Below are 12,732 nucleotides of genomic sequence, written 5' to 3'. Positions count from 1 at the left end.
TGCCCTAGCCCCGCCTGCCCTAGCCCCGCCTGGTCCTAGCCCCGCCTGCCCTAGCCCCGCCTGCCCTAGCCCCGGCCGGCCATTCGGACCACGGCGCCGGCCGTCCGCCGCCGCTCCGCTGGGCCGTCCGGCCCTCCCGGGCGTACGGGTCCAGGCCCGGCGTGACCGGCCGTCAGCCGATACGGTGAACCGGCCCGCCCCCGATCTGGAGGCCTCCGATGCACCGACCCGCCCAGCTCCGCCGCGCACCTCGCGGGGTCGCCGCGGCGGCGCTCACCGTGGCGGCCGGGTTGCTTGCCACGCTCCTCGCCGGCTGCGGCGCCGGCACACCCGCCGGCGCGCCCGCCGCACCGCCCGCCCCACCGCTGGTCAAGTACACGACCCTGGCCCAGCTGGGCACCGCCACCGGCACCCAGATGAAGGCCGACCGCACCGCCAAGCTCACCGTGACCGGTGGCAGCAGCGGCGGACCGGCGCAGGCCACCACGAACGGCGACGGGGCGATCAGCTTCGACCCGACGGGCTCCTCGATGCGGCTGACCGAGCAGGTCCAACCGGCCGGCGCGCCCACCCCGCTCGAGCTCGGGTTCGTCGTGCTTCCCGACGAGGCGTACGTGAAGCCGCCGCCCGGCGTCGGCTTCCCGATCCCGCCGGGCAAGTCCTGGCTGCGGATCCAGCCGAACGCGACCGACCCGGTGAGCCAGCAGTTCGGCCAGCTGGTCCAGGCGTTGCGGGCCAACGCCGACCCCACCCTGAGCTTCACCCGGTTCGGCGATGCCGCGACCATCGTCTCGTCGGCGGAGGACCCACTGGACGGGGCTCCGGCGGTCCGCTACCTCATCCGGGTCGACGTGGCCAAGGCCGCCGCCCAGGCCCAGGACCCGACGGTCGCGCAGTCGCTGCGGCAGACCGTCCAGAACGGGGTGTCCGCGGTGGAGTCCTCGCTCTGGCTGGACGCGCGCAACCATCCGCTGCGGGTGCTGCTGGCGCAACCGCTACCGGCCGGCCAGGGCACCTACACGGTGGAAGCGCGGTACCGGGAGTGGGGCCAGCCGGTTCAGATCAGCGCGCCACCGGCGGACCAGGTCGCGCCCAGCTGAGTCGGGCTGGCCCGACCCGAACCGGCGGCGTTGCCCCCGCGCGAGCCTGGCGACCAGTAGCGTGTCAGCTGCATTCCTGGGGGGCTGATGCGCCAGTTGGTACCGATGTTCACCGTACCGATGTTCACCATGCCGATGTTCACTGTGCCGATGTTCGCCGTGCCCGGCGCGCTGTTGCTCGCGGCGCTGGTGGCCGGCTGCGGTGGGCAGCCCACCCCGCCGGGCCCGACCGGCGCGCCCGAGCTGCCGCACTACACGACGGTGTCCCAGCTGGTCGCGGTGGCGGCCGACCAGCAGGCCGCCGACCGCTCGGTCAAGCTCCACCTGACCGGGGTGACCACCGAGAACCCGCCGAACAGCATGCTCGGCGACGGCGAGCTGCGGTACGACGCCGGCGGCGCCATCGCCATGCAGGTCCTGCAGAGCGTGCAGCCGCTGGACTCGCCGGCCGGCCCGGCGTTCACCCTGCTGATCCTGCCGAACCAGGCGTACCTCAAACCGCCGGCCGGGACCGTGTCCGTGCAGCCCGGCAAGATCTGGTTCCAGATGCGGTCGATCCCGACCAACCCGACCGTCAACCGGTTCAACCAGATCGTGCAGAGCCTGCGCGACAGCGCCAACCCCACCCGGACGTTCGCCCAGCTCGGCGACGGCGCGAGCATCGTGGAGTCGGCCGACGACACCCTGGACGGGGTGCCCGCCGTCCGCTACAAGATCACCCTGGATCTGGCCAAGGCCACCCAGCAGCAGGACAACCCGGCGGTGATGAAGGCGCTGGCCGACCTGGTGGCCTCCGGTGGGGCCTCGGACGACACCACGCTCTGGCTGGACGCCCGCAACCGGCCGCTGCGGATGGTGCTCAGCAAGTCGGTGACGGCCGACGACGGCAGCCACACCACGTACGTCGTGACGGTCCGGTACCGCGACTGGGGGCAGCCGGTGGACATCCCCACCCCGACGCCCGCGCAGGTGGTCGGCGGCAACTGAGCGCTACAGGTCCAGCAGCTCGAGCAGGAACGGCAGCTCCGACGGGTCGTACCAGGCCAGCTCGAAGTCCTCGACCTCGCCGAGGGTGAACTCGGCGTCCGGGTCGCCCATGTCGGCCTCGTCCACCACGGCGGCGGCCTGGCGCACCGCGTACTCCGCCTCCGGGTCGTCGATGTGCACCGCGGCCACCGAGGTCACCGGGATCGACCCGGTCACCCGCACCGCGGCGTCGTCGAGGTCCGGCCGGGCCACCGCGGCGTCGGTGTCGGCGGCCACCACCACCCGCCGCGCCCAGGCCGGCTGCTCGCCGGTCAGCTCGATCGCCAACAGCCGCAGCGAGGCACGGGCGGCGTCGCGCATCGCGACGTACTCCAGCTCGTCGGCGTCGCCGACGGAGTACGACTCGCGCAGCGATGGCGTCAACGCGAACGCCGTGCCACCCAACGGGTCCAGGACGCCGTCAGCCACCAGACGCCGCAACATCGGCAGCGTCGCCGGTACATAGATCCGCATTACTCAGCCCACCGAGCCAATGAGTTCGTCGAGCGACTCCGAGATCATGCCAGCGAGCATCTCGACGTCGCCCATGGCATCCCGGTCCGCGTTGAATCCGTAGTACACCCCGCCGTCGTACGAGGTGAGCCCGATCGCCAGCGCCTGCCCCTTGGCCAGCGGCACGACCGGGAACATCTCCAGCATGGTGGCCCCGGCCGCGTACAGCGGGACCTGCGGACCCGGCACGTTGGTCACCACCAGGTTGAAGATCCGCCGGGAGATGCCGCTGGCGGCCCTGGCACCGAGTGCGTGCAGCGTCGGCGGGGCGAACCCACCGAGGCGGACCAGGCTCTCCGCGCCCACCGAACGCCCGCTCTCCGCGTGCGCCCGCATCTGGTGGGTGATCTGGTGCAGCCGCACCACCGCGTTCGGCTCCCCCACCGGCAGGTCCACCAGGAAGGAGGCCACCCGGTTGCCCAGCGCGGCGTCCAGCACCCTGGCGTCGTCCGGCTCGGCGCGCACCGAGAGCGGCACCATCGCGCGGACCGTGCTGGACCCGGTGACCGGCTCGCCCCGGGACAGCAGCCAGTTGCGCATCGCGCCGGAGATCACCGCGAGCACCACGTCGTTGACCGCGCAACCGTGTACGGCGCGCACCGCCCGGTAGTCGTCCAGCCGCGTGCGGGCCACCGCGAACCGGCGCTGCGTGGAGATCGACACGTTCAGCGGGCTGGGCGGCGCCTGGCTGGCCGCCGTCCTGATCACCGTGGCCACCTGGCCGAGCACGTCCACCACCTTGCCGGCGGTGGCGGCGGCGTCACCGGCGGCGGCCCGCACGTTGTCCACCACCTCGGTCGGCCGGCGCCAGGCCTCCAGCACCGCGTCGGTGATCAGCTTGACCCGGCCGGGCTCGCGGCGCGGGCTCCAGGACACCCCGAAGTCCTCCCTCGGGGTGGCCGACACGTCCAGGATGACCTGCGCGATGTCGATCGCCCGGATGCCGTCCACCAGCGCCTGGTGCGTCTTGGTGAGCATCGCGATGCGGTTGCGGTCCAGGCCTTCGACCAGGTACATCTCCCAGAGCGGGCGGGTGTGGTCGAGCGGGCGGGACATCAGCCGGGCGATCAGGTCGTTGAACGCCCGGTCGGTGCCAGGTTTGGGCAGCGCGGAGCGGCGCACGTGGTAGGTGAGGTCGAAATCGGGGTCGTCCACCCAGACCGGGCGGGCCAGCGCGGCCGGGACGTGGCGCACCTTCTGCCGGTACCGGGGAACCAGTCCGATGCGCTGGTCGATCAGGCGCAGCAGTCGCTCGTAGTCGAATCCTGAGCGGGGCCGCCGGAAGATGGCGACCGCGCCCACGTGCATCGGGGTGGTGGGATGTTCGAGGTAGAGGAACGACGCGTCCAACGCCGAGAGGCGATCCGGCATGGCGCGATCCTCGCATGCGATGCTGGCGCGCGTGCCGCCGCGCAGCCCGAAAGACACGTATATCACCGTGTACGGCCGCAAGCCCGTGCTCGAAGCCCTGTCCGACCCTTCGCTGACCGTCGACAAGATCATTACGGCGGACAACGCCAGGGGTGGCACGCTGACCGCCATCCTGGACGCAGCCAGGGGCCGCGGGGTCCCGGTCCAGCAGGCCAGTGCGCACCGGGTCAAGGTGCTCGCCGGCAACGGCCACCACGACCAGGGTGTGCTGGCCGACATCGTGGCCCCCCGGATGCGCCCGCTCACCGAGTACCTCGACGAGCTGGCCGACCTGCCCGGCGACACCCCGTGCTCGTTGCTCGTGCTGGACGCGGTGACCAACCCGGGCAACGTCGGCATGGTGCTGCGCACCGCGACCGCGGCCGGGATCGACGGCGTGCTGGTGCCCCGCCGGGGCGTGCCCGCGATCGACCCGCTGGTGATCAAGGCGTCGGCCGGCGTCGCGTTCCGGGCGCCGGTGCTGCGCTGCGCCACCGCCGCCGAGGGCTGCGCCGCGCTCCGGGCGGCCGGCATCCGGGTGCTCGGGCTGGCCGGTGACGCACCGACCTCGCTGCTGCGCGACCCGCTGCCGGAACGGGTCGCCCTGGTGCTCGGCAACGAGACGGACGGGATGTCCGAGGCGGTGCGCGCGCTGCTGGACGGCACCGTGTCCATCCCGATGCACGGCGGGGTGGAGTCGCTGAACGTGGCCAGCGCGGCGGCGGTGGCCAGCTACGAGCTGCTGCGCCGCCGGCAGGCGTAACCGCCGCGCGGGTGCCTAAGGTAGGCCTATGGTGCAACGTCGTCTGCCACACCCGGCCGAGCTGCGTGAGCTGCTCCGTCCCGCCCCGATCTGCCTGGACGCCACCCAGCGGCGGCTGAACCGCGCCGCGTCCATCGCCGACCTGCGCACACTGGCCCGGCGGCGCGCACCGAGGGCGGTGTTCGACTACACCGACGGGGCGGCCGGGGTCGGCGAGCTGGCCCTGCGCCGGGCCCGGGAGACGTTCCAGCGCCTCGAGTTCCACCCGTCGGTGCTGCACGACGTCTCCAAGATCAGCACCGAGACCACGATCCTGGGCAAGCCGTCCACCCAGCCGTTCGCGCTGGCCCCCACCGGCTTCACCCGGATGATGCACACCGAGGGCGAGCGCGCGGTGGTGGCCGTCGCCGAAGAGGCCGGCATCCCGTACACCCTGTCCACCATGGGCACCACAACCATCGAGGACGTGGCCGCCGCCGGGCCGGGCGCCCGCAAGTGGTTCCAGCTGTACCTGTGGCGCGACCGAGCCCCGGCCAAGGACCTGATCGAACGGGCGGTCGCCGCCGGCTACGACACGCTGATGCTGACCGTGGACACCCCGGTCGCCGGCGCCCGGCTGCGCGACGTCCGCAACGGGATGACCGTGCCGCCGCAGCTGACCCTGCGCACCTTCGTGGACGGCGCGACGCACCCGCGCTGGTGGTTCGACCTGCTGACCACCGAACCGCTCACGTTCGCCAGCCTGACCAGCTCCGAGGGCACGGTGGCTGAGCTGATCGACCGCGTCTTCGACCCGGCCATCACCATGGCCGATGTGGAATGGCTGCGTGGCCAGTGGCCGGGCAAGCTCGTGGCCAAGGGCGTGCAGTCGGTGGCCGACGCCGAGCGGGTGGTCGCGGCCGGCGCGGACGCCGTGCTGCTGTCCAGCCACGGCGGCCGCCAGCTCGACCGGGCCCCGGTGCCGCTGGAGATCGTGCCGGCCGTGCGGGAGGCCGTCGACGGCCGCGCCGAGGTGCTCGTGGACACCGGGTTCACCACCGGGGCCGACGTGGTGGCGGCGCTGGCGATGGGCGCGCACGCCGCACTGGTCGGCCGGGCCTACCTCTACGGGCTGATGGCCGGCGGGCAGCGCGGGGTCGCCAGGGCGGTCCAGATCCTGAGCGACGAGGTGGCCCGGACCATGGCCCTGCTCGGGGTCAACAGCGTCACCGAGCTACGCCCGCACCACGTCTCGCTGCGCCCCTGACCCGGCGCCCCTGACCCGGCGCCCCTGACCCGGCTCCCCTGACCCGGCGCCCCTGACCCGCTCAGTCCATGGCGCGGCGCATGAATCCGGCGATGCCGAGCCAGGCGAAGCCGGCGGTCGCCAGCACGCTGACCACGACGCAGAGCAGGTACGGCAGGTGCGGCACCGACGGCACCAGCGCCGCCCGGATGCCCTCGCTGACGTAGGTCAGCGGGTTCAGCGCGCACACCACCTGGAACCAGCGCTCGGCGGACAGCGCGTGCCAGGGGAACTGCACCGAGCCGGTGAACATCAGCGGGGCGAAGATCAGCGCGAACAGCACGTTGATCCGCTTGGGTGGCACCAGCGTGCCGATCGCCAACCCCATCGTGCCGCCCAGCACGGCGCCGAGGATGGTGCACAGCAGGGCCGGCGCCCACGCGGCGGCCGGCCAGGACACGCTGGGCAGCATGACGAGCCCGATCGGCACCATGAGCACGGCCGCGAGCAGTCCGCGCAGCGCTCCGAAGGCCATCTTCTCCACGGCCACCAGCGAGATCGGCATCGGCGCGAGCAGCCGGTCGTCGATCTCCCGCGTCCAGGCGAAGTCCATGACCAGCGGGAAGGCGACCGCATGCAGGCCGCCGAAGAACGCGTTCAGCGCGATCAGCCCGGCGAGCATGATCTCCCCGTAGTCGCCGCTGACGAACCCGGCGCCGCCCAGGACCTTGGCGAAGATGAACAGGAAGAAGATGGGCTGGATCATGTTCTGCGCCAGGAACGCGACCAGCTCCTTGCCGGTCACGTGCACGTCCCGGCTCAGCACGGCCAGGAACACCCGCGCCGAGGAGCAGGGCGGCGCGGGCGGTGGCCCCCACATCGTCGGATCAGCCGCGGGCACGGGCACGGGCACGGGCGCCGGCGCGGAGCGCTGAGCAGGCACCTGGGTGGGCAGACCAGCGGCCGGCGGGCGTGGCGGAGCCCACGACGGGGCGGCACGGCGGGGAGCCGCCACGCCGACCGACGCCGAGGAGAACCGGCCGGGGAAGGTCGTGTCCCGGTGTGGCCGCGCGGCGATATCGGGTGTGCCCTGCGGCACGGTGGGAGCACTCATCGCAGATCCCTTCCGGTCAGGTGGATGAACACGTCTTCCAAGCTGGGCTCGCCGATCGACAGGTCAGCCACCGAGGCACCCCGCGCGGCCAGCGCGCCGGCGACCGGGCCGACGAGCGCGGCAGGTTCGCCGGCCACGTACACCCGCAGCCGCACCGCGGTGTCGGCCAGCGCACCGCTGTGCCCGGCCGCGTCGGCCTCCGGCCCGGCGGAACCGGTGACACCCGCGACACCGAGCTGCTCGACCCGCTGTACTCCGGGCAAGCCGAGCAGCGTGGCGATGAGCAGCCGGGTGGATGCCTCCCCGGGCCGCACGCTGACCTCCACGGTCGCGCTGCCGGACAGCGAGCGCACCAGCTGCGCGGGGGTGTCCAGTGCGAGCATCCGGCCGTGGTCCACGATGCCGACCCGGTCGGACAGCTTGGCGGCCTCGTCCATGTCGTGCGTCGTGATCACGATGGTGACGCCCTCCTCGCTGAGCACCCGCACCCGGTCGTGCACGAACAGCCGGGCCTGCGGGTCCAGCCCGGTGGACGGCTCATCCAGGAAAAGCACCTCGGGGCGGTGCATGAGACCCCGCGCGATCATCAGCCGCTGCGCCTGGCCGCCGGACAGCTTGTCCACGCCGACCTTCGCCTTGTCGGCCAGCCCCATCCGCTCGAGCATCTCGTCCGCCCGCGCCGACCGGTCGGAACGGGACAGGCCGTGGTACGCGGCGTGGAAGACCAGGTTCTCCCGGGTGGTCAGCGAGCCGTCCAGGTTGACCCGCTGAGGCACCACGCCGAGCCGGCCGCGCACCGCGACCGAGTCGCGCACCACGTCGAGCCCGGCCACCCGCGCGACTCCGGAGGTGGGCATCACCCGGGTCGTGAGCACCCCGACGGTGGTGGTCTTGCCGGCGCCGTTCGGCCCGAGCAGCCCGAAGACCTCGCCGCGGCGAACCGCGAAGGACAGCCCGTCCACCGCGTTGACCTGGCTCTTCGGATACCGCTTGACGAGCCCGTGAACCTCCACCGCGAACTCGCCGGCGGACCCGTTCGATCCAACGCTGGGCACAGTTCGCCTCCTCCCCCGCTCGGAAAACGATATCCGGTGCGCAAGTGTCACATCTCGGGCCGCATCTTGACCTCAATAGTGGTTGAGGATCGACACTGACCGGAGATCAGAAGGAGGGGCTGGGCGATGATTCTGGTAACCGGTGCGACCGGCAATGTCGGCGGCAGCGTAGTACGGCAGTTGCTCGACGTGGGTGAGAACATCCGGGCACTGACCCGCGATCCGGGTGCCGCACGGTTGCCGGCCGGCGTGGACGTGGTCGGCGGCGACCTGGCCGACCCGTCGACGCTGGCCGGGGCGTTCGACGGCATCGACCGGATGTTCCTGTTCCCGGTGCCGGCGACGGCCGCCGCGGTGACCGAGCTGGCCGTGCGCGCCGGGTCGCGGTGCTGTCCTCCAGCGCGGTGACCCAGCCGGGCGACAACATGGTCTCGGTGATGCACCGCACCGTGGAGGATGCGGTGCTGCGTTCCGGGCTGGACGCGACGTTCGTCCGGCCCGGCGGCTTCGCGACGAACACGCTGAGCTGGGCGCCGTCCGTGCGCGCCGAGGGTGTGGTGCGCGCTCCGTACCCCGGCGCCGCGATGAACTCCATCCACGAGGCGGACATCGCGGCGGTGGCGACGGCGGCGCTGCTCGACGACAAGCACGCCGGCGCCGCCTACCAGCTCACCGGGCCGGCCTCGATCACCCAGGCCGAGCAGGTCCGCGCCATCGCGGCGGCGACCGGGCGCGAGGTCCGCTTCGAGGAGCTGACCCCGGAACGGGCGCGCGCGGCGATGGCCCAGGTCATGCCGGCCGAGATCGCCGACCTGATGCTGGGGTACCTGGCGGGCTCGGTCGACACGGTGGCCGAGGTGCTGCCCACCGTCGAGGGGGTCACCGGCCGCCCGGCCCGCACCTACGCCGAGTGGGCGGCCGACCACGCCGCCGACTTCACCCCGGCTCAGTAACTACCCGGCTCAACTACCCGGCTCAGTAACTACCCCGGCTCAGTAGCTGCCGGCCAGCACTCTGACCCGCCGCCGGCCGCGCACCTGCTCGCCCAGCCAGAGCAGTGCGACCAGCACCGGGAAGCTCGCGCCGAGCAGGCACACCCCGGCCCAGCCGAACCAGGCGTAGAGCGCCGAGGCCAACCCGCTGCCGAGGGTGCCGCCGAGGAAGTAGGTGGTCATGTAGGCGGTGTTCAACCGGCTCCTGGCGTCCGCGCGCAAGGCGTAGATCACGCTCTGGTTGGTGATCTGCAGGCCCTGGACGCCGAGGTCGAGCAGCACCACGCCGATCCCCAGCGCGACCACCGAGTGGCCGCCGATCCACAGCGGCAGGAAGCTGGCCGCGGAGAGCAGCGCGAAGCCGATGGTGGACCACCGGGCGTGGCCCGCGTCGGCGAGCTTGCCGGCGAACTTGGCCGCCATCGCGCCGGCCGCGCCGAGCAGCGCGAACAACCCGATCTGGATCTCGTTCCAGTGGTACGGCGGCCGGGCCAACAAGAAGCCCGAGGTGCTCCAGAACGCACTGAACGCGGCGAAGGACAGTGCACCGATGAGCATCCGGTAGCGCAGCTCCGGCTCCACCCGGATCAGCCGCAGCACCGAGCGCAGCAGCGCGGGGTAACCCATCCGCGCGGTCGGCGGGTGCATCGGCAGCTCCCGCCAGAGCACCACCGCGACGGCCAGCGTGACCAGCGCCGCGATCCCGAACACCCAGCGCCAGCCGATCAGGCCGGCCAGCAGCCCGGACACCGTGCGGGAGAGCAGGATGCCGATCAGCAGCCCGCTCATCACGGTGCCGACGACCTGACCCTGGCGCCCCTCGCCGGCCAGGTGCGCCGCGAACGGGACGATCACCTGCACGGCGACCGAGGTGAGCCCGACCAGTACCGCGGCCGACGCGATCACCGCCAGGTTCGGCGCGCTCGCCATGAAGCTGAGCCCGACCGCGCAGCCGGTGAGCAGGACGATCAGCAGCCGCCGCCGCTCGACCAGGTCACCCAGCGGGACCAGGGTGGCCAGTCCGACCGCGTAGCCGAGCTGCAGCACGGTGATCAGCAGCCCGATCTCCCCGGTGGAGGAGTGGAAGGCCTGGGCCAGCGTCTCGGCCAGTGGCTGCACGTAGTAGATGTTGGCCACCACCGCACCGGTGGCGAACGCCATGGTCGCGATGGCGCGGCGGCTCGCGACCGGGCGCTCGGCGCTGCCAGTGGACACACGGCTTTCAGTACTCACGACATCCAGCATGCGGTGGCCAAAATTGTTCTGTCCAGAGCATCATTTAGCTAATACCGATCTATAAAATAGATTAATGGAGCTCCGACAGGTCGAACACTTCCTGGCTGTCGTCGAGCACGGCAGCTTCACCGCCGCCGCCCGGGCGACCCGGATCGTGCAGTCTGCCCTGAGTACGTCGATACGGAACCTCGAACGCGAGCTCGGCACGGCGCTGTTCGAGCGCACCACCAGACGGGTCACCGTGTCCGAGGCGGGCCAGGCATTCCTGCCCCGCGCGCGGCGCGTGGTGGCCGAAAGCACAGCCGCCGTGGAGGCCGTTCGGGCGGTCGCCGGGCTGCATCGCGGCCGGGTCGCCATCGGAATGATCCAGTGGCTCGGGCCGGTGGACCTGCCGGCCGAGCTGTCCAGGTTCCACCGGCGGTATCCGGAGATCCAGATCAACGTGCTGAACGCGCCGGTCAGCGAGCTGCTGGACCGGCTGCGCAACGGCACGCTGGACCTGGCGTACCTGGCGATGGACGGCCCGCTGCCCGACGACCTGGCCGGTCGGCCGGTGTTCGACGAGGACCTGCTGCTGATCATGCCGCCGGAGCACCGGTTGGCCGGGCAGCGGAGGGTGCGCTGGGCGGAGCTGGACGACGAGCAGTTCGTGGACTTCGCCGAGGGCGCGACGGTGACCGGCATCGTGCGCCGGGTGTCTGCGCAGCTCGGGCTGAACCGCCGGATGGTCGGCCAGGTGACGCAGCTGGACCTGCAGCTCGCCCTGGTGCGCAACGGCCTCGGGGTGGCCATCGTGCAGGGCACCCTCGCCGCCTCGGCGCACGGCATCGCGGTGGCCGAGCTCATCGAGCCGCGCGTCCACTGGCAGGTCTCGCTCACCAGCCGGTCGCCCGGGCCGGTCAACCCCGCCGCCGTCGCCCTCCTGGACCACCTCGCGGGTCGGGACCCGTGGGGGGCTAGCGATCCGTCAACCACCGCCGTGGGGCTGAGGTAACGCCGCGTCACCGACAGCACGCGGCCTGGTCTCGACCCCGGCGCGACCGGTGCGTTCATCGTCACCGAGACCGACGTCAGTCCGGTATTTTTCGCCCGGAACCAGACTCAGGTTGACCTCGACGCAGCGCCCGCCGCTTCAGGTCACCGGCCTGAGTTGATCCATCGGTCACCGAGTGTGACTGTCGCGGCATAACGGCGGCGGCCTGTCGATCATGACCGCGGGTCCCCGAGTGCTCCTGGTGTTGCCAGGGCAACGCTCGCCACCCACGACCCCGCGCCGCGCGCGCCGCGCCCGCGCCGTGCCGGTTTCGCCGAAACTCCCCGCACGCGGGCGGTCGGACCGCATACTGGGCTCGCCCACGCACCGCCGGTTGCCCGCCGGCGGGTTTGCCCGGCGCCCGGTCGTGCCCTCCGGTCGTCCCCGATCGCCGCTATGGATGCGCGCTCCGGCGTGCCGTTCAGGGGAGCCATGACCGCCACCATGCCCGCGACTGTGCCCACGACTGTGCCCACGACTGTGCCCACGACTCTGCCCACGACTCTGCCCACGACTCTGCCCACGACTCTGCCCACGACTCTGCCCACGACTCTGCCCACGACTCTGCCCACGACTCTGCCCACGACTCTGCCCACGACTCTGCCCACGACTCTGCCCACGACTCTGCCCACGACTCTGCCCACGACTGTGCCCACGACTGTGCCCGAGACGATTCCGGCGGCCCGGACCGTGGTCCGGCGGCTGCCCGACCTCGAAGCCGCCGCGGCGGACCCCGCCCGGGTGCCGAGGGTGCCGGCGCCGAGGCGCCCGGAGCCGCCCACCGCCGTGCCCGCCGAGCGGCCGGACCGGGTCCGGGTGCACGCTCACCTGGTGTTGCGCCAGGTCATGGAGGTGCTCGACGGGCGCCGCCCGGCCGGGCAGTTGGCCGACGTGGTGACCGAGCCGGTGCTGCGCTACCTGGCGGCGGCCGCGGGCCGGCTGGACGATCCCGGCTACCGATTGCCGCGCACCGGCGGACGGCGCGGCGGGCTGCACCGCGACGGCCTGCACCACGACGGGCTCGGCGAGCGCACCCGGGCGGCCGGGTTGCGGTCGATGCGGGTGTGTCACCCCGCCGACGGGGTTGCCGAGATCAGCGTGGTCTGGCGCTACCGCGGCCGGTCCCGCGCCCTGGCCGCCCGCTTCGAGCAGGCCGGGCGCGTGCCACGCGGACCGGCACCGGACGGCACGGACCGGCCCGGGTCACGCCCCGGCGCCGAGCCGCACTGGCGCTGCACAGCGCTGCGACTCGGCTGACCGGCGGC

The 12,732-nt window shown here is 72.7% G+C and carries 13 protein-coding genes; 8 read left to right on the top strand and 5 right to left on the bottom strand.

The features are described from left to right. Positions 1-218 precede the first annotated feature (218 nt). Both ACTXG6_RS13975 and ACTXG6_RS13970 read left to right on the top strand, forming a co-directional pair. Entirely contained in the window at positions 219-1,100 is an 882-nt protein-coding gene (locus tag ACTXG6_RS13975; protein WP_445188221.1) for a hypothetical protein, read from the top strand. Between the two features lie 105 nt (positions 1,101-1,205). Then, positions 1,206-2,087, top strand: coding sequence for a hypothetical protein (locus tag ACTXG6_RS13970; RefSeq protein WP_445188220.1), 882 nt, complete (start codon positions 1,206-1,208; stop codon positions 2,085-2,087). A 3-nt stretch (positions 2,088-2,090) separates the two neighbouring features. Here the strand turns inward: ACTXG6_RS13970 and ACTXG6_RS13965 are convergent, their stop codons facing one another. Together ACTXG6_RS13965 and ACTXG6_RS13960 are read right to left on the bottom strand one after the other, a co-directional pair. Then, complete coding sequence (locus tag ACTXG6_RS13965) at positions 2,091-2,600, bottom strand: DUF6912 family protein (protein ID WP_445188219.1); 510 nt, start codon at positions 2,598-2,600, stop codon at positions 2,091-2,093. A 3-nt stretch (positions 2,601-2,603) separates the two neighbouring features. Beyond that, on the bottom strand, positions 2,604-4,010 hold the full coding sequence (locus ACTXG6_RS13960) for a WS/DGAT/MGAT family O-acyltransferase (protein WP_445188218.1): 1,407 nt from the start codon (positions 4,008-4,010) through the stop codon (positions 2,604-2,606). Here ACTXG6_RS13960 and ACTXG6_RS13955 point away from each other — a divergent pair. Both ACTXG6_RS13955 and ACTXG6_RS13950 read left to right on the top strand, forming a co-directional pair. Next, entirely contained in the window at positions 4,009-4,812 is an 804-nt protein-coding gene (locus tag ACTXG6_RS13955) for a TrmH family RNA methyltransferase (RefSeq protein WP_445188217.1), read from the top strand. The two genes, ACTXG6_RS13960 and ACTXG6_RS13955, sit on opposite strands and share 2 nt — an antisense overlap. Positions 4,813-4,840: 28 nt before the next feature. After that, a complete protein-coding gene (locus ACTXG6_RS13950; RefSeq protein WP_445188216.1) occupies positions 4,841-6,058 on the top strand; it encodes an alpha-hydroxy acid oxidase in 1,218 nt (405 codons plus the stop codon). Positions 6,059-6,119: 61 nt separating this feature from the next. Here ACTXG6_RS13950 and ACTXG6_RS13945 read toward each other — a convergent pair whose 3' ends face one another. Then, complete coding sequence (locus ACTXG6_RS13945; RefSeq protein WP_445188215.1) at positions 6,120-7,151, bottom strand: ABC transporter permease; 1,032 nt, start codon at positions 7,149-7,151, stop codon at positions 6,120-6,122. Next, entirely contained in the window at positions 7,148-8,206 is a 1,059-nt protein-coding gene (locus ACTXG6_RS13940) for an ABC transporter ATP-binding protein (protein ID WP_445188214.1), read from the bottom strand. The genes ACTXG6_RS13945 and ACTXG6_RS13940 overlap by 4 nt, the downstream gene beginning before the upstream one ends. A gap of 126 nt (positions 8,207-8,332) precedes the next feature. On the opposite strand from ACTXG6_RS13940, the gene ACTXG6_RS13935 reads away from it, so the two are divergent. Further along, on the top strand, positions 8,333-8,614 hold the full coding sequence (locus ACTXG6_RS13935; protein ID WP_445188213.1) for an SDR family oxidoreductase: 282 nt from the start codon (positions 8,333-8,335) through the stop codon (positions 8,612-8,614). Further along, entirely contained in the window at positions 8,593-9,159 is a 567-nt protein-coding gene (locus ACTXG6_RS13930) for a hypothetical protein (RefSeq protein ID WP_445188212.1), read from the top strand. Before ACTXG6_RS13935 ends, ACTXG6_RS13930 begins: the two co-directional genes overlap by 22 nt. A 39-nt stretch (positions 9,160-9,198) precedes the next feature. Here the strand turns inward: ACTXG6_RS13930 and ACTXG6_RS13925 are convergent, their stop codons facing one another. After that, positions 9,199-10,431: an MFS transporter gene (locus ACTXG6_RS13925; RefSeq protein WP_445188211.1), complete on the bottom strand. Its 1,233-nt coding sequence runs from the start codon at positions 10,429-10,431 to the stop codon at positions 9,199-9,201. Positions 10,432-10,507: 76 nt separating this feature from the next. Here ACTXG6_RS13925 and ACTXG6_RS13920 point away from each other — a divergent pair, with 76 nt between their 5' ends. Together ACTXG6_RS13920 and ACTXG6_RS13915 are read left to right on the top strand one after the other, a co-directional pair. After that, positions 10,508-11,428 carry a LysR family transcriptional regulator gene (locus tag ACTXG6_RS13920; protein ID WP_445188210.1) on the top strand — a complete coding sequence of 307 codons (921 nt, stop codon included), beginning with the start codon at positions 10,508-10,510 and terminating at the stop codon, positions 11,426-11,428. Between the two features lie 699 nt (positions 11,429-12,127). Further along, a complete protein-coding gene (locus tag ACTXG6_RS13915; RefSeq protein ID WP_445188209.1) occupies positions 12,128-12,724 on the top strand; it encodes an Rv3235 family protein in 597 nt (198 codons plus the stop codon). Positions 12,725-12,732: the final 8 nt, after the last annotated feature.

The sequence above is a fragment of the Pseudonocardia sp. Cha107L01 genome (assembly GCF_052566575.1).
The sequence above is the reverse complement of the archived record's forward strand: the minus strand, read 5'-3'. Positions and strand labels throughout refer to the sequence as shown.

Bases quoted from the DNA above. Each gene is read 5' to 3' on its own strand.
- ACTXG6_RS13975 (WP_445188221.1), top strand. From the start codon at position 219: ATGCACCGACCCGCCCAGCTCCGCCGCGCACCTCGCGGGGTCGCCGCG.
- ACTXG6_RS13970 (WP_445188220.1), top strand. From the start codon at position 1,206: ATGTTCACCGTACCGATGTTCACCATGCCGATGTTCACTGTGCCGATG.
- ACTXG6_RS13965 (WP_445188219.1), bottom strand. From the start codon at position 2,600: ATGCGGATCTATGTACCGGCGACGCTGCCGATGTTGCGGCGTCTGGTG.
- ACTXG6_RS13955 (WP_445188217.1), top strand. From the start codon at position 4,009: ATGGCGCGATCCTCGCATGCGATGCTGGCGCGCGTGCCGCCGCGCAGC.
- ACTXG6_RS13960 (WP_445188218.1), bottom strand. From the start codon at position 4,010: ATGCCGGATCGCCTCTCGGCGTTGGACGCGTCGTTCCTCTACCTCGAA.
- ACTXG6_RS13950 (WP_445188216.1), top strand. From the start codon at position 4,841: ATGGTGCAACGTCGTCTGCCACACCCGGCCGAGCTGCGTGAGCTGCTC.
- ACTXG6_RS13945 (WP_445188215.1), bottom strand. From the start codon at position 7,151: ATGAGTGCTCCCACCGTGCCGCAGGGCACACCCGATATCGCCGCGCGG.
- ACTXG6_RS13935 (WP_445188213.1), top strand. From the start codon at position 8,333: ATGATTCTGGTAACCGGTGCGACCGGCAATGTCGGCGGCAGCGTAGTA.
- ACTXG6_RS13920 (WP_445188210.1), top strand. From the start codon at position 10,508: ATGGAGCTCCGACAGGTCGAACACTTCCTGGCTGTCGTCGAGCACGGC.